The organism is Tolumonas osonensis (assembly GCF_014202415.1).
Lineage (GTDB): Bacteria > Pseudomonadota > Gammaproteobacteria > Enterobacterales > Aeromonadaceae > Tolumonas > Tolumonas osonensis.
Map to the genome: position 1 here is coordinate 238,889 of NZ_JACHGR010000005.1, position 15,294 is coordinate 254,182.

The window sequence follows — 15,294 nt, forward strand, 5'->3', positions numbered from 1 at the left end:
ACGTCACTCCGGAGTGCAGTTAATATGTCGGTAACTCAACATTGGCAAACAGGGCATCAACTTCATACGGCGTTTTCAGCGTCAAAGCCTTATCGACAACATCCCGCGTCAGGTGAGGTGCGAACCGTTCTATAAAATCATACATGTAACTACGCAGGAAAATCCCTTTCCGGAAGCAGATCTTGGTCGTACTGGGCTGGAACAGATGGCTGCCATCAATTAGCACCAGATCTTTATCTGTCTCCGCATCAACCGCCATGGTCGCTATCACCCCTACCCCCAGTCCTAATCGGACATAGGTTTTGATCACGTCAGCATCAGTGGCAGTAAAAACTATTTTGGGCACCAATCCGGCCCGGCTAAACGCAGTATCCAGTTCAGAACGCCCGGTGAAGCCAAAGGTATATGTCACCAGCGGATATTTGGCGAGTTCTTCAACGGTCAATTGTGGACACTGAGTCAACGGGTGACCTACCGGTACGATCACACTGCGGTTCCAGTGATAACAAGGTAAGGTGATGAGATCTTCATATAGATGCAAAGCCTCCGTCGCAATCGCAAAATCAGACGTTCCCTTGGCAACAGATTCACTGATCTGCGCCGGCGACCCCTGATGCATATGCAGGGAAACCATCGGATAACGCCGGATAAAGCCCTTAATCACTTCCGGTAAGGCATATCTCGCCTGGGTATGCGTAGTGGATATATTTAACGACCCCTGATCCGGATTGGTGTACTGACCGGCAACGGAACGGATGGATTCTACTTTAGCCAGAATTTCCTGGGCGATCTTGATGACATCATGACCGGCAGTCGTCACCTGAGTAAGATGTTTACCACTACGCTCAAAGATCTGAATACCCAGCTCATCCTCCAGCATCCTGATCTGCTTACTGATGCCAGGCTGTGATGTATACAAACTTTCTGCCGTTGCAGAGACATTCAGGCTGTGATTGGCAACCTCAACGATGTACCGTAACTGCTGGAGTTTCATAATATTCCAAAGGTCATAAAAAAAGAGCCAGTGTCATACTGGCTCTTTTTTCAATCAGACTTATTTTTCAGCGACATATTCAGCTGGGCTGATTTGGCCGATTTCAGGTGCGATCTTGTCCGATAATAGCCATAAAGTGAATTTATGCAGCTGTTCCTGGTGAGCCAGAGCCACCAGAAAAGCGCCGCCAACTTCACGATAACCTAATTCATAGTTTTTCAGTGTAGTTGGTGGTACGCCCAGCAGCTCCGCAAATTTCGGACGGCTGAGCCCCATAGTTTCACGAATATGACGAATTTTCTGACCAACAGACACAGGAGCGAGACTCATATATTTCCTCACGCATTTGCGAATTTCACTGTTACCAATAACGATCTAGTTTGGTGTTAAACAGCTTTATCCGGCTCCTTTTTATTATACTTTTATTATAGTCTGTATTTCTGCGATGCAAGAAAAGAGGCTCATATTAATCACTAAATAATGTTGCGTAAATAGTTGTTCTCATCGGAACTGCTAAGTTCCGTAAGAAAAAGTGTGGAGTGCGTAACATTTCAGCGAACGGTGAACCTCATCTTGCATAATTCGTAAGCTGATACATAATGAAAGATATAACAAACGTGGATTCTTCTGAGCATAGTCTGGAGACAATCATGAAAAAAGCAGTGGTTTTATCAGTAATTGCAGGTTTTGTTGCTTCTGCAATGTCAGTTTCAGCATCTGCAAATGACGCCGAAGGCGCATTCCTGGGTGCTGGTTTCGGTGGTAACAATTACTCGGAACTGGGTGATGTGGGTACAGCAGATAAAAGCAGCACTCCTGCCGCTCACGTATTCGGTGGTTACACCTTCAATGAATACATCGGTGCAGAAGCTGGCTATAACTGGCTGGGCAACGGCCGTGTAGACGGTGAGCGTTTCAAAGCTCACGGCGCCAACGTATCTTTACTGCCACGCTACCCACTGACAGAAGATCTGTCTCTGCTGGGTGAGTTGGGTGTGATGCGCTGGAATGTCGCCAACGAAGGAACTGATGTCAGCGATTTCGGCGTTTCTCCAATTTTCGGTATTGGTCTGGCTTACCGCGTATCTGACCCGGTAGATTTACAGGTTCGTTACCGTCACATTGATGGTATCGGTGATGCAAAAACCGGTGAATCTGATAGCGAAAGCCTTGGCCTGGATGTTGTTTACTATCCAACCCGTACCAGCGCTCCAGCACCAGTTGTAACTCCGGCTCCGGAACCAGCTCCGGCACCACAACCAGTTGAAGAAACCAAAACCTTCACCCTGACTTCAGACGTACTGTTTGATTTCGGTAAAGCAACTCTGAAACCAGCGGGTGTAACCGCGCTGTCTCAGCTGTACAACCAAGTCCAGACCCTGGAAATGGACGACAAAAACATTGTTGTTTACGGTTATACTGACCGCATCGGTTCTGACGGTTACAACCTGAAGCTGTCTCAGGAACGTGCTAAAACTGTTTCTGATTTCCTGACATCTAAAGGTGTGTCTGCTACCCGTATCACCGCGGTAGGTCGTGGCGAAGCAGATCCAGTAAGCCCGGCTAGCTGCAATGCGATCAAAGCCAAGAAAGAGCTGATTGTTTGCCTGGCACCTGACCGTCGTGTAAACATCGAAGTTAAAGGCACTAAGAAAGTTACTGTTAAATAATCTTTCTCAGCTATAGCCTGTACACAAAACCGCACTATATGTGCGGTTTTGTTTCATCTGCAGTCCACTGAGGTTATAAATGGAAAATAAACAACCTATCAGTAAAGAGTCCCTGCTCGAACTGGCAAACCATATCATGAAAGAGCATGACGATTATTTAGCCGGCATGTTAGTCACTGATGTTACAGAGAAAGCGGGTGTATTGGTTTTCAAAGGTGAATATTTCCTTGACGAACAGGGTTTGCCAACGGCCAAAACCACGGCTGTCTTTAATGTCTACAAAGGATTAGCTCACGCCCTTTCACCACAATATACGCTGGAGTAAGCCGTGGCAGTGACTATTTACGGTATCAAAACCTGTGACAGCGTCAAAAAAGCACAAAACTGGCTGAAGCAAAATAACATTGCATTTGAACTGGTCGACTTTAAGCAAACACCACCAGACGAAACACAGATATCTCAGTGGTGTCAGTCAGCCGGATGGGAAAAACTACTTAACAAACAAAGTAAAACCTTCCGGGAATTATCTTCCGAACAGAAAGTCATTGATAATGAAGTGCAGGCGATCGCGCTGATGCAACAGTTCCCGTTGCTCATTAAACGCCCGGTTCTGGTTTCAGAAGAAAAAATCATGATCGGATTTTCTGAATCTGCGTATAACTCATTGATAAATTAATCAGAAAAATGAATAAGGATTGTGCATGACCGACTCTCTCGTTTTATCTCTGGCCAAGGATCTGATTGCGCGTCCTTCGGTAACACCAGCCGATGAAGGTTGTCAGCAAATGATGGCCGATTTCCTGGCGCCATTAGGTTTTACGATTGAACCTCTGGTTTTTCATGACACAACGAATCTGTGGGCCCGGAAAGGAACCACTGGTCCGGTTTTCTGTTTTGCAGGCCACACAGATGTTGTTCCCGCCGGTCCGGCCGAAAAATGGAACACCCCGCCATTTGAACCAACCCTTATTGACGGCATGTTATATGGCCGTGGTGCTGCAGACATGAAAGGCTCCATTGCATCATTCATGGCGGCAGTACAACGTTTTGTCACTGATCATCCGGATCATCAGGGCTCAATTGCATTTCTGATCACCAGTGATGAGGAGGGTCCGTTCATCAACGGTACACCTAAAGTGGTTGAAACCCTGGAAGCCCGGCAGGAAAAGATTACCTGGTGTCTGGTCGGTGAACCCTCATCCACGGCTCATGTCGGTGATGTCGTTAAAAATGGTCGCCGCGGCTCTCTGACAGGTGATCTGACAGTTTTTGGTATTCAGGGACATGTTGCCTATCCGCATCTGGCTGAAAATCCGGTTCATCTTGCAGCTCCGGCAATATATGAACTGGCAACAAAACAGTGGGATAACGGAAATGAGTTCTTCCCGGCAACCAGTTTCCAGATCGCCAATATCAACGCCGGAACAGGCGCATCCAATGTGATTCCCGGCGAATTGCAGGTTCAGTTCAATTTCCGTTACAGCACTGAGCTGACGGATGAACAGATTAAGCAGCAGGTTGAGGACATTCTGACCCGCCATGGCTTACGGTATGAACTGAAATGGACGCTGAGCGGTCAACCATTTCTGACCGGCTCAGGCAAGCTGGTTGAAGCAACGCAACGCGCTATCAAAGCAATTACCGGACGGGAAACAGAATTATCAACCTCCGGTGGTACATCTGACGGACGTTTCATTGCGCCAACCGGCGCACAGGTTATCGAACTGGGTCCGGTGAATGCCACCATTCATAAAGTAAATGAGTGTGTTCGCGTGGCAGATCTTGAGACACTCAGCGATATCTATTACCACATGATGCAACAACTGCTGGTTAAACATGATTAAACGGGAACTGGTTGGACTGGACAGTTCTGCGCTATGCCCCATCACTCCGGGGCATTTTCTGACGCAGGCAACCAGCATAGCCTTCCAGCTGATGGCACAGGCAGCTCAATCTGACGGGATTAACATCGCTATCGCATCCAGTTACCGTTCATATGAGCGGCAATCATTGATCTGGAACCGCAAATTTCGTGGCGAAAGTGTTGTTCTCAATAGCGCAGGAGAACCCATCCCCGACTGGTTGTTTTTATCTGAACAGGAACGTATTTTTGCCATCTTGCGCTGGAGTGCCCTACCCGGTGCCAGCCGGCATCACTGGGGAACCGATCTGGATGTTTATGCGCCGGATCTGTTGCCTGAAGGACAAAAATTACAGCTGACCCCTGCCGAATATGATGAAGAACATGGTTATTTCGGCGCTCTGACCAAATGGTTGAATAATCATATGAATACGTTTGGTTTTTTCAGACCTTATGCTACCGATCAAGGTGGCGTGGCGCCGGAACCATGGCATCTCAGCTACCACTCGGAAGCCGTGCGATTACAGCAGCAACTGACGCTGGAAATGCTGCAGGAAGTTATCGCGGAAAATCCACTGGAAGGTCAGCACTGGATCCTGCAATTATTGCCGCAGATCCGGGAACAATTCATTATCAATATCAATGGGGAAAACAGTTTATGAGCCTGTGGCTGATTATTGGGATTCCGTTACTGTTTTTACTCGGGCTGTTTCTAAATGCCATCAAAGATATGAAACGGCTCGAAAAACAGTTACCAAAATATAAAGACAAAATACGGGAAGTTCCCAAAGACGACGAAGAAGAAGACAAATAAAAAGGGGGTGGTAACACCCCCTTTTTTCATCTGCTGGCCGGTAGAATCACTCTTTGGCCTTGACCTGCAATTTTTTCGCCAGCGCCTGATATACCTGGTCCGCCGTTGCTGCCGGAACGGCCTGTTGCGCCGGGGTCAGCAATTCAACCTGCGTTCCTTTCTCCAGTTGCGTCAGCTGGAAAATATAGGAGCCTGATTCCAGACCTTTATAATACGGTGCCAGCGGTTTCCAGATAGCAAACGCATCCAGCAAGCTGCCTTCCGGTACCGTATATTCAGCATCAATACGTTGCGCGGCTGTATTGGTCTGTTTAATGACCCACCCCAACTGCGACAATTCTGCCGACATGCGGCTGAGCACCTGATCCGCCGGCGCATCGGCAACCCATGCATCCTTCGTTTTCACCAGATGAATTGGTTGGCTGATAGCTTCTGGTTGTGGTTGTGCCGCCACCTTCTGCGCACCAGTTCCGGCTGTATCCGCTATCACGACAGGCGCCACGTTGGAGTATTTCTGCAACCGCTGGTACAACTTTTCGACAGCAGAGGCCAATACCGGTTTGTTACTGTCATCCAGCAAGGTAATGGATGTTTCATTACCCCGATCTGCCAGTTGCAGTCGATACTTGCCGGACGATAATGCCAGGCCGTCCGTTTCTTCAACAGGTTCCCAGAAAGTCAGTACCTGAAGCATGCTCACAGAGGCATCGCCTTCGTAATTAAATACAATCAATCCCTGTGATTGTGAGCTTTGCTCTATCGGCAAGCCTGCTTTCGGTAAGGCTGTCAGTAGCCACTGCCATGTATTTACAAAACTATTCTGTGCGACGATCGCCTTGGAGCCTGAGCTGTCTTCACCCAATACCAGCTGGATCGGGCCACTTGATGATGTCGTATAGGTATTGCGACTATGAGTATCAGCATAGGCACTAACATTATTCAGCAAGCGGGTCGCATAGCGGCGTTGCTCGAATATAGTGGGTGTCGCCTGCTGGTCATCAGCACTACGCAACCACTTGACCATCAACCCGGCACGGTGTGTCGACTGATCACTCCGGACCTGAAACCGAAAATGTTGTGCCGGTGCAGGCGGAATATCATCCTCTTTTTCACCTTCGAAGGTGACCGCTACCGGACCGGTTTCAATAACCTTATTCACTTCATCCCGGCGGGTTACCGGAATTTTATTTGCCGCCAGATAACCATTCAGCCATGCCCAGACATCGTCATCGATTTGCTGATTAAGTGTCCGCGCCGAAAACCAGAGCATCAGCGTATTACGGCTGCTATCAGCACGGCTGCTGGTAATGAACGGCATGATCTGTTCCGGTGGACGCACATCCACCTCTTCTGCCAGCGCACCTTTTCTGGTTTCAACAGGTAACTGATACTCCTGCGAAAATGAAGGCGCCTGCAATGGAGCCGGCGTCTTCAGCTGCGGATGCAAAACAGCTGCGGTATAGTCAAAATCCCGGTTAGCCTGCTTCTTTTCTACCTCTGAACTACAGGCAGAAAGCACACAGACACACAGAATACTGTAAGGCAACAGAGACAATTTCATTTTCTTATTTTGCACGCTAGATTAACTCCGCTTTCACAAGTGCCGCTTCAACTATTGCTTGTGCCGGGGAAGAAAGCAATGTCAATGGCAGGCGTAAACCGGCATGGTTGATCAGCCCCATTCTGGCAGCCGCCCATTTAACAGGAATCGGGTTAGATTCAATAAAAAGATCACGATGAAGAGGCTGCAAAGACATATCAATTCTGGTTGCCTGTTCACGTTCTCCTGCCAATGCCAGAGCACACATCCGGCTCATTGCCTTGGCTGCTATGTTTGCTGTCACTGAGATAACACCGTTACCACCTTGCAGCATAAACTCACGGGAAGAAGCATCATCACCACTATACAGCGCAAAATCACGCCCACACAGTTCCCGTAATTGAGTGACCCGGGATAAATCGCCGGTCGCCTCTTTTATACCACAAATACCAAAGTTACCGGCCAGTCGGGCCACAGTCTCAGGTTTCAGATCACAACCAGTACGGCCCGGCACGTTATACAAAATCTGTGGTAAACCGCTGTATTCTCCGATAGCAGCATAATGCTGGTATAACCCTTCCTGTGTAGGTTTATTATAGTACGGAGTCACTGAAAGACCTGCGGTAACGCCCAGTTTACTAAGCTGTTTCGCGATCTGGCTGGCATGTGCCGTATTATTTGAGCCGCAGCCGGCGATGACCGGAATACGTTCGGCACAATATTCAAGTGTTCGATCGAGGAGAGTAAAGAGCTCATCGTCTGTCAGTGTGACAGATTCTCCGGTAGTGCCGGCAACGACCAAACCATCAGTGCCAGACTGAATGTGATAATCAATTAACTGCTCTAAGGCTTGCCAGTCAACGGAACCAGAACAGTTCATAGGAGTAATCAAAGCGACAAGACTACCGGTTAACATAAAAGCACAGACTCCTTTTTGAGGGCAGCTAATGGTACGGCGCCCCATAGGCAAAAACAAGGCAAAACACCTCCCCTGTGACAAAATGCTGATCTCTCTCTTCTCTGATAGCGTATTGTTATCACGACGATTTTGATTTCAAAAATAGACGAGAGGATATGGCGATGAACACATTAACAGCCGGCACAGTTGCTCCTGATTTTGAGTTACCGGATCAAAATGGTTCTTTGAACAAACTGAGCTCATTTCGGGGCAAGAAAGTGCTGGTTTACTTTTATCCGAAAGCAATGACACCCGGTTGTACGACACAGGCCTGCTCCTTACGTGACAGCAAAGCCGAACTGGATCAGCGGAAGGTCGTTGTGCTTGGTATCAGCCCGGATGATTCTGCAAAACTGAAAAAATTTGAAGCCCGCGATGAACTGAATTTCACGCTGCTGGGCGATGAGGATCATCAGGTTGCAGAGGCCTTTGGCGTCTGGGGGCCCAAGAAATTTATGGGCAAGGAATATGATGGTATTCATCGGATCAGCTTTCTGATTGATGAACAGGGCGTGATCGCGCATGTGTTTGATGATTTCAAAACCAGCAATCACCACCAGATTGTCATCGATTATCTGGATTCGCTCTGAAAACAAGAAAGCCGGATATTCATCCGGCTTTCTTTTGCAAGATTCACCAACTTATACAGTGAAGAACTTGGCGTTAACCCAGGCAATAACAAAGTAACTGGACAACAGCGCTGAAATTGCAAGCATGATCGGTCTCAGATTAGGCCGGTTACGGGCAATCAGCACAATAGCCAGCGATGTCGGATAAAGGCCGAACATATAACGAGGCACTGTATTCGTACTGGTCGTAATGGGGACGAACGTACAAATAAACATAAACAGCGCTTCCGCATACCGTTTCTGTTTGATCAGATAAATGTTCAGAGCCCAGCCAACCACAATCATGACCGACAGATAGATTTTTCTGCCGCCGGTTTCAAAGCCTTCTAACCAGTATCCAAAAGGATTACCGAAAATACGGCCCCAGGCCAGCTGGATATTCTTGAAGGAGAAGGCATCGCCTACGTGGTAATGCATATAGTACATATACAGGAACATGATCAACGGAATAAACCAGATAGCGAGAATAACCCGCATCCCACGATCACCCAGTTTGACCAGCTCTTTCCAGCCATATGCCTGCAGCGCCAGGATTCCGACAGAGAACACAACCATCACACCGATATTGCGAGTACCAGTCATGATGATGCCGGCAACCGCCACCCACAGCCACTGATGCCGGTAAGCGAATAAAAACAGCGCCATTGTCGATGCGAGGAACAACGCTTCGGTATAAGGTGCAATGAAATAGACCGTATAAGGTGAGAAAGCCAGCATCAGCACACCAAAACGGGCGACATCCACCTCCTGTCCTAACTGACGCAGACACAGGAAGAACAATGGCAGCATCGCAAAGGAAGCGATGTTCGTTATGACATAAAAGCCATACAAAGATGGTACGCCTAACGCTTCTGCTATGTAATGCCCCAGCATCGGAAACAATGGAAAGAACGCCCAGTTTGCCGCATGCCCCGTTGTCAGACCATGCGGATAGGCGTCATACCCCACATCAGCAATACTTTTAAACCACGCACAATCAAACTGGCAAAATACACTCCATACGTCCGTTTCCAGTGAATCGAGCAGGTTGATCTGCCCGATCTGATCGGTTTCCACGTTGTAATGCATAGCGCCAAAATAACCGATCGCATACAACAGAATGCGGCTGACCACAAAGGCCAGCGCAATAATGCCCCAGTCCTGACGACTGATATGCAGAGGAGCGTAAATTACATCAATCTTATCTGTCTGCACGACTAACTCCTCTTTTACTCAGGCAAAAACCCAAATCCGGGATAAAACATAAGTCAGGATCGTGACCGCCAGTGTCGCTATTACGATTGGCAGCATTCCTGACAAACCAATCCACAGCAATCCCGATAACAACACGTTTCTGACCGCCAGAGAAAAAAGAGCCACAGCCAGAAAATTGGTCACTTTTCCATGTGACTGGAATGTCACGTAACGGTGGCCAAAAAATGAAACCCAGAAGGCAACAAAAAAACCGATGGAAGTGACCACATGTTCAGACATAGCGGGCCACATAAACAAACAGAATTTCGCTGTTGCCAGGTCCACCAGGGTTGCTCCGCCCCCGACAATGCCAAAGCGGAACAAACGCCAGAATTCATCTCTTGAAATCATGCCTGTTTATCTTCTTCTTTTTTGGATTCAACTGTGTTCTGTTGCGCATACTGACCGTATACCCCTTCAACCAGGAATACCGGGCGTTGTTTTACTTCCAGGAACATACGGCCAATGTATTCGCCCATAATACCGATAGAGAGTAACTGCACACCGCCGAGAAACAGAATCACACACATCAGAGAAGCATATCCCGGGCTGTCTACTCCGACGAAAATCACTTTTAATATAATGACCAGCATGTAGAGGAAGCTGATACCGGCAACTCCGGCGCCAACATAACTCCATACACGCAATGGCCAGCTGGAGAAGCTGAACAGACCGTCCAGTGCAAAGTTCCACAGTTTCCAGTAATTGAATTTAGTGGTCCCGGCAGCGCGTTCCGGACGGGCGTATGGCACACCAATCGAACGGAAACCAGCCCAGGCAAACAGGCCTTTCATGAAACGATTACGTTCCGGCAGTTGCTTGATTGCTTCCACAACCCGGCGATCCATCAGACGGAAGTCACCTGCGTTTTCCGGAATTTTGGTGGTAGTAGAAACAGCATTAAAGAAACGATAGAAGCCACCAGCGGTTAAACGTTTCATCGCGGTATCCGCGTTACGATCGGTACGGACACCGTACACCGTGTCATAACCCTCTTCCCGCCACAGACGCACAAACTCCAGTACCAATGCAGGCGGATCCTGCAAATCCACATCCATCGGTATGATCGCATCACCACGGGCATGTGCCAGTCCCGCTGTCATGGCTGCTTCTTTACCAAAGTTACGGGCCAGATTGATTAAAGTAACCCGGCTGTCACGTTCAATGGCTTTTTCCACAACTTCACGCGTTTTGTCACGACTACCATCGTTTACAAAGACAATCTGTAACTGATCACGCAGCGGAGCCAGTTCTTTATCGATGGTTTCAATAAAGGTATCAATGCTCTCTTCTTCGTTATAAACAGGTACTACCAGGGAAACAGTAAATGATTGAGTGCTCATAGTAACCTCATCCCGCGCGGGATAATTTGAATGTTTTAAACATAATTGGATGATTGCTTTGTAATGACAGGTAATTCGGCTCCGCCGGATCTGCTATGAATAAACCGGCCGGAAGCGATATTTCAAACTTCTGCGATCCTGCTTTATCAAATTTGACCGTCTGTGACCATTTGTCGCCGACACTGATCTTCAGCTCTGTATCTGCGGCATTCGCGGTCAGGGCACCTTCAAATGTCAGTTCTCCCGGCACACGATGTAATGAGAAATACAAACCGCCAGTACCGGCGAAAGCGGAACCGGAACCGTCTTTCTCCGGAATACTCCAACCTTCACGGGAAAGATAAGGACAACGTTCCCGCTCGTTAGTCAGGTCCATTAATGTACCGGGGATATAAGCCAGGGATTGATTACGATCCCAGATACGGGTTTTCTTCTCCAGGTAATACATACGGTATGCCATAGAAACATCCGGATGCTTCGCCAGATAGAGAACATAGAGATAAAAAGCGCTCAGGCCGAGAAACGTCAGAATAAAGATGAATTTAACACTGCGAGTCATAATGCTGCTGACCTCATTATTGTTTGCGCCAATCCTAATTCAGAACTCAGAGAAACAACAGAGAGTGACGGCTTGATCACATAAAAATATATCCATTCAGAGAACTTGACACTCTTAACAAACCTTTTCATCCGCTTTTTGATATAGATAAAGGTCTGTAACCCGTTATTACTTATACACTAAATACATCTATTATCAGCAGGATAGTACCTATGAATATGAACCATGCTCAGCGACTGATCCTCAGCAATCAATATGAGATTCTGAGTAAGCTGAATCCGGAAAAGGCTGATTATTATCATCGCTGTAAAACAATTGTAGAACGCGGCTACTGTTTACAGATGCTGGAACTGGAAAAAGAATTTGGTCATCTGACAGAAGAAACCTGTCGTGAAGTGATCGACACCCTTGAAATGCATCATGCACTGAAAGTCTCTTATGAAAATCTGCCACCAGAAGATCAGGCGCAGTTGGCCCCTTCCCGCCTCGATTTCATTGGCTACGCCCGTGGCTATGAAAAAGAGCTTGCCGATTATGTCTGCTATCTGCTGGATGTGGAAAAACGGTTCCCTGATTTAGGAAAATGCTGTGCCGGTCTGAACTCTGAAATTGCCATGCATGATAAATATCAGCGCATGCTGGAAGAATGGCGTGAATGTCCGCGTCAGTACAAATTATCCATTCAGGAAATCCGCAATATCGTTACCGCCTGATTTCCCGTTTTCAGCCAGACGCTTCGGTTTTTCTGAACGTCTGGCTGAATTGCTTATTTGCCTGTTGCCAGACTACCGCTCTGACTGACAACCGATTTTCTCTGCATCCAGCAACCCGCTAACCACATACCTGCAGCCATCGCCGCAATAAAGCCCACCGCTGGCCATCCGACAATTGCAGCCATTGCGATAGCCGGTCCTGGACAAATTCCTGCCAATCCCCAGCCTGCGCCAAATAGCAATGCGCCAATAATTAATTCCGGTTCCAGTGATTTTTTCACCGGCAACTGCATCATCGCACCATTCAGGGCTTTCTGACGTCCTTTGACCAGGAAATGGTAACCCGGCGTGAAAATAGCCAGAGCACCACCCATGACCAGCATCAGAGAGGCATCCCAGTTACCGGCAATATCCAGAAAACCAATGGCCTTTTCCGGTTGCATCATGCCGGAGAAAGCCAATCCAAAACCAAACAACACACCAGCAACTAAAGCAATCACATCAAACCTCTCAATGAACCAGGGCAACAATCAACATGCCGGAAAACATGAATAAACAGGTCGCAACAATTGAACGGACAGAAAAACGACCGATACCACAGATACCGTGGCCACTGGTGCAGCCATTCGCAAGGCGGGAACCCAATCCGACTAATAACCCTGCCAGCAAAAGCAGTGGTGACATTTCAGGTTTGACGATATTGAGCCGCAGACCATATACAGCCAGACCGGCCCCGGCTGCTGTGCCGGCAAGAAATAATGCTCTCCAGGATTGACGGCCGGAAAACAGAAAACCGGAAATGATACCGCTGTAACCGGCTATACGTCCTTTACCCAACAAAAGCATCAGCGCAGCCAGACCGATCAGAATGCCGCCGCCTAATGCACTCCAGGGTGTAAAATTATGCATAAATAAAGCCCAACTAAATTAGATAAACCTAATTTAATGGACCGGGCTATGAATTTCAACGAAATTTATGCTGAAAAAGCCAGCAATTAATTGCCATTGGATATACCGAAAATTCACACGCGTTCGGCTGATAGTTTATAACCTGAAAAAAAATCATATTTTTATGTCATTTCACGGAACTTTTTACGCTTAATGACCTCTAACCTAATGCCACTGCAATTAAACATTGAGTCTTTAGCCCAGTCTGCGTCAAAGTTGACTGGGTTTTTTTATTCTTCGATTTCATCCAGAATAGACGCCAGACACGTTTTAGCCACAAGTGGTGTTATTTTGACTGCCAAAACAGAAAATACTTTCCTGTTCCACGATTACGAAACTTTCGGCACCAATCCGGCCCATGATCGTCCGGCGCAATTTGCAGGCATCCGTACCGATGCCGATTTTAATATCTGTAGTGACCCGATGGTTATCTATTGTCAGATGTCGCCGGATTACCTGCCAGCCCCGGAAGCGTGTCTGATCACCGGCATTACACCGCAAATCGCCAATCAGAACGGACTTTGTGAAGCGGATTTTTTCCGTGCGATCCACCAGCAGTTTTCGCAACCAGCCACCTGCGTACTGGGCTATAACAATATTCGCTTCGATGATGAATTCACCCGCTACGGTTTTTACCGGAACTTTCTGGATCCGTATGCTTACAGCTGGCAGCAAGGTAACTCACGCTGGGATCTGCTGGATGTTGTCCGGGCTTTTTATGCTTTAAGACCGGATGGCATCAATTGGGTTTATGATGATGAAGGAAAACCCTCTTTCCGTCTGGAAAAACTGTCTGTTGCCAACGGTATCCAGCATGAGAATGCGCATGATGCCATGTCTGATGTGTATGCCACTATCGGCCTGGCGAAGTGTCTGAAACAGGCACAGCCCCGTTTATTCGAATACCTGTCACTGCACCGGGGAAAAAATAAGCTCAAAACGCTGATCGATATTATTAATATCAAACCACTGGTACATGTTTCCGGCATGTATTCTGCCGCACAGGGCTGTGTCAGCTGGATAGCACCGATGGCTTGGCATCCGGCAAATAATAATGCCGTGATTGTGATCGACCTTAATGCCGATTTATCTCCGTTGCTGGAGCTGGATGCCATCAGCTTGCGTGAACGTCTTTATACCAAGAAAAGTGATCTAACCGATGGTGCAGCCGTCCCGGCCAAACTGATTCATATCAATAAGTGCCCCGTACTGGCACCGGCGGCCAGTCTGAGTGAGGAACGGGCACAGCAATTAAATATTAACCGGGATCTGTGTATGCAAAATCTCGCTGTGTTACGTCAAAATCCTCAGATCAGAGAAAAGCTGGTTGAACTCTTCAATGATGAATACCTTCCCCCGAATGATCAGGATCCGGAACAGATGCTCTATCAGGGATTCTTTTCTGAGGCTGACCGGGCTGCAATCGAACTGATACAACAATCTTCGGCGGAACAGCTGGCAACCGGCGGCTATCAGTTCCATGATCCCCGGTTACCCACGCTCCTGTTCCGTTACCGGGCACGGAACTATCCGCATACACTCACACCGAAAGAGCAACAGCAGTGGCGCCAGTTCTGCGTTGATGCGCTCAACAGTCAGGCAGAGATGTATCTGCTGCGTCTGGAAAGTCTGCTGGAAGGAAAAGTTCAGGGTTCCCGCGAATGGAACATCATTAAGGCGCTGGCTTTATATCTGCAGGGAAAATAGCGGGCAAAAAAAAGGTCAACTACAAGGTAGTTGACCGAACTTCAGCTTTTGCTGAAGAGAGCACGGGATAAAACTGGTTTACGCAATTATATATGAAATAGTCATGCCAACTTTTCATTTTTTGCTTTTTTTTAAAAATCTTTTCGTTAAAGATACAAATCAGACGCTTTTTATGGCGTTTCCCCAATAAAATGGCTTCTTTGGAGTCTCTTTATTGGCGGTTATTATAACACAATATAAGTAAAACACTTTGCAAATTGCGTATATTTGCAATTTGCAAATGAATCCGAACCCGAATTGCATTTTTGCAAAACCGACTCACAAT

At 47.5% G+C, this 15,294-nt stretch carries 19 protein-coding genes; 9 read left to right on the forward strand and 10 right to left on the reverse strand.

The window, feature by feature from the left end; translation table 11 throughout:
* Positions 1-19 precede the first annotated feature (19 nt).
* Positions 20-994, reverse strand: coding sequence for an HTH-type transcriptional regulator CysB (gene cysB, locus HNR75_RS08750; protein WP_188026592.1), 975 nt, complete (start codon positions 992-994; stop codon positions 20-22).
* A gap of 60 nt (positions 995-1,054) precedes the next feature.
* On the reverse strand, positions 1,055-1,324 hold the full coding sequence (locus HNR75_RS08755) for a helix-turn-helix domain-containing protein (protein ID WP_188026593.1): 270 nt from the start codon (positions 1,322-1,324) through the stop codon (positions 1,055-1,057).
* 320 nt (positions 1,325-1,644) lie between these two features.
* Here HNR75_RS08755 and HNR75_RS08760 point away from each other — a divergent pair, with 320 nt between their 5' ends.
* The 6 genes from HNR75_RS08760 (at position 1,645) to HNR75_RS08785 (ending at position 5,339) form a co-directional block, all read left to right on the forward strand.
* Positions 1,645-2,664 carry an OmpA family protein gene (locus HNR75_RS08760; protein WP_188026594.1) on the forward strand — a complete coding sequence of 340 codons (1,020 nt, stop codon included), beginning with the start codon at positions 1,645-1,647 and terminating at the stop codon, positions 2,662-2,664.
* A gap of 79 nt (positions 2,665-2,743) precedes the next feature.
* Complete coding sequence (locus HNR75_RS08765; RefSeq protein ID WP_188026595.1) at positions 2,744-2,989, forward strand: YciN family protein; 246 nt, start codon at positions 2,744-2,746, stop codon at positions 2,987-2,989.
* A gap of 3 nt (positions 2,990-2,992) precedes the next feature.
* Positions 2,993-3,340 (forward strand): Spx/MgsR family RNA polymerase-binding regulatory protein, encoded by a 348-nt coding sequence (locus HNR75_RS08770; RefSeq protein ID WP_188026596.1) that lies wholly within the window; start codon positions 2,993-2,995, stop codon positions 3,338-3,340.
* Between the two features lie 25 nt (positions 3,341-3,365).
* Positions 3,366-4,508, forward strand: a complete 1,143-nt coding sequence (gene dapE, locus HNR75_RS08775) for a succinyl-diaminopimelate desuccinylase (RefSeq protein ID WP_188026597.1) — start codon at positions 3,366-3,368, stop codon at positions 4,506-4,508.
* A complete protein-coding gene (locus HNR75_RS08780) occupies positions 4,501-5,187 on the forward strand; it encodes a M15 family metallopeptidase (protein ID WP_188026598.1) in 687 nt (228 codons plus the stop codon). The genes dapE and HNR75_RS08780 overlap by 8 nt, the downstream gene beginning before the upstream one ends.
* Entirely contained in the window at positions 5,184-5,339 is a 156-nt protein-coding gene (locus HNR75_RS08785; protein WP_188026599.1) for a hypothetical protein, read from the forward strand. Before HNR75_RS08780 ends, HNR75_RS08785 begins: the two co-directional genes overlap by 4 nt.
* A 46-nt stretch (positions 5,340-5,385) precedes the next feature.
* On the opposite strand, the gene bamC is transcribed toward HNR75_RS08785, so the two are convergent.
* Both bamC and dapA read right to left on the reverse strand, forming a co-directional pair.
* Positions 5,386-6,915 (reverse strand): outer membrane protein assembly factor BamC, encoded by a 1,530-nt coding sequence (bamC, locus tag HNR75_RS08790; protein ID WP_188026600.1) that lies wholly within the window; start codon positions 6,913-6,915, stop codon positions 5,386-5,388.
* Position 6,916: 1 nt separating this feature from the next.
* The gene (gene dapA / locus HNR75_RS08795) at positions 6,917-7,795 is read right to left on the reverse strand and encodes a 4-hydroxy-tetrahydrodipicolinate synthase (protein WP_188026601.1); all 879 of its coding nucleotides are present in this window, start codon (positions 7,793-7,795) and stop codon (positions 6,917-6,919) included.
* A gap of 164 nt (positions 7,796-7,959) precedes the next feature.
* Between dapA and bcp the strand changes: the two genes are divergently transcribed.
* Positions 7,960-8,427 carry a thioredoxin-dependent thiol peroxidase gene (bcp, locus tag HNR75_RS08800; protein WP_188026602.1) on the forward strand — a complete coding sequence of 156 codons (468 nt, stop codon included), beginning with the start codon at positions 7,960-7,962 and terminating at the stop codon, positions 8,425-8,427.
* A 51-nt stretch (positions 8,428-8,478) separates the two neighbouring features.
* Here bcp and HNR75_RS08805 read toward each other — a convergent pair whose 3' ends face one another.
* From HNR75_RS08805 to HNR75_RS08820, 4 genes are read right to left on the reverse strand one after another with little or no spacing between them, the layout of a single operon-like run.
* Complete coding sequence (locus tag HNR75_RS08805; RefSeq protein ID WP_188026603.1) at positions 8,479-9,660, reverse strand: hypothetical protein; 1,182 nt, start codon at positions 9,658-9,660, stop codon at positions 8,479-8,481.
* A gap of 18 nt (positions 9,661-9,678) precedes the next feature.
* The gene (locus HNR75_RS08810) at positions 9,679-10,050 is read right to left on the reverse strand and encodes a GtrA family protein (RefSeq protein WP_188026604.1); all 372 of its coding nucleotides are present in this window, start codon (positions 10,048-10,050) and stop codon (positions 9,679-9,681) included.
* Positions 10,047-11,042: a glycosyltransferase family 2 protein gene (locus tag HNR75_RS08815; protein ID WP_188026605.1), complete on the reverse strand. Its 996-nt coding sequence runs from the start codon at positions 11,040-11,042 to the stop codon at positions 10,047-10,049. Before HNR75_RS08815 ends, HNR75_RS08810 begins: the two co-directional genes overlap by 4 nt.
* 7 nt (positions 11,043-11,049) lie before the next feature.
* Positions 11,050-11,601 carry a hypothetical protein gene (locus HNR75_RS08820; protein ID WP_188026606.1) on the reverse strand — a complete coding sequence of 184 codons (552 nt, stop codon included), beginning with the start codon at positions 11,599-11,601 and terminating at the stop codon, positions 11,050-11,052.
* A 212-nt stretch (positions 11,602-11,813) separates the two neighbouring features.
* Between HNR75_RS08820 and HNR75_RS08825 the strand changes: the two genes are divergently transcribed.
* Complete coding sequence (locus HNR75_RS08825) at positions 11,814-12,314, forward strand: YfbU family protein (RefSeq protein ID WP_188026607.1); 501 nt, start codon at positions 11,814-11,816, stop codon at positions 12,312-12,314.
* Between the two features lie 53 nt (positions 12,315-12,367).
* Here HNR75_RS08825 and HNR75_RS08830 read toward each other — a convergent pair whose 3' ends face one another.
* A complete protein-coding gene (locus HNR75_RS08830) occupies positions 12,368-12,814 on the reverse strand; it encodes a DUF6691 family protein (protein WP_188026608.1) in 447 nt (148 codons plus the stop codon).
* 10 nt (positions 12,815-12,824) lie between these two features.
* Positions 12,825-13,223: a YeeE/YedE family protein gene (locus tag HNR75_RS08835; protein ID WP_188026609.1), complete on the reverse strand. Its 399-nt coding sequence runs from the start codon at positions 13,221-13,223 to the stop codon at positions 12,825-12,827.
* A gap of 330 nt (positions 13,224-13,553) precedes the next feature.
* On the opposite strand from HNR75_RS08835, the gene sbcB reads away from it, so the two are divergent.
* The gene (sbcB, locus tag HNR75_RS08840) at positions 13,554-14,969 is read left to right on the forward strand and encodes an exodeoxyribonuclease I (protein WP_246358826.1); all 1,416 of its coding nucleotides are present in this window, start codon (positions 13,554-13,556) and stop codon (positions 14,967-14,969) included.
* Positions 14,970-15,294: the final 325 nt, after the last annotated feature.